The sequence below is a fragment of the Pseudomonas sp. KB_15 genome (genome assembly GCF_052114525.1).
GTDB lineage: Bacteria > Pseudomonadota > Gammaproteobacteria > Pseudomonadales > Pseudomonadaceae > Aquipseudomonas.
On the sequence record NZ_JBFREX010000139.1, the window covers coordinates 1 to 560 of the forward strand.

General features: G+C 48.2%; 2 tRNA genes and 1 rRNA gene. All 3 read left to right on the forward strand.

Annotated features, from left to right (window positions below):
• Window positions 1-87 (forward strand): 16S ribosomal RNA (locus AB4Z35_RS30090); the annotation flags it as partial.
• Between the two features lie 81 nt (window positions 88-168).
• Window positions 169-245: transfer RNA gene (locus AB4Z35_RS30095), tRNA-Ile, on the forward strand.
• Window positions 246-275: 30 nt separating this feature from the next.
• Window positions 276-351, forward strand: a tRNA-Ala gene (locus AB4Z35_RS30100).
• Window positions 352-560: the final 209 nt, after the last annotated feature.

Genomic DNA, 560 nt, shown 5'->3' on the forward strand with positions numbered 1-560 from the left:
AGGACGGTTACCACGGTGTGATTCATGACTGGGGTGAAGTCGTAACAAGGTAGCCGTAGGGGAACCTGCGGCTGGATCACCTCCTTAATCGACGACTCAGCTGCTCCATRAGYTCCCACACGAATTGCTTGATTCATTGAAGAAGACGATAAGAAGCAGCCCGAAATTGGGTCTGTAGCTCAGTTGGTTAGAGCGCACCCCTGATAAGGGTGAGGTCGGCAGTTCGAATCTGCCCAGACCCACCAATTTTGTGTGGGAAACGCCTGTAGAAATACGGGGCCATAGCTCAGCTGGGAGAGCGCCTGCCTTGCACGCAGGAGGTCAACGGTTCGATCCCGTTTGGCTCCACCACTACTGCTTCTGATTGTATAAAGCTTAGAAATGAGCATTCCATCGGTTCGATGGTGAATGTTGATTTCTAGTCTTTGACTAGTTCGTTCTTTAAAAATTTGGGTATGTGATAGAAAGATAGACTGAACGTTACTTTCACTGGTAACGGATCAGGCTAAGGTAAAATTTGTGAGTGGCTCTTTGAGCACAATCGAATTTTCGGCGAATGT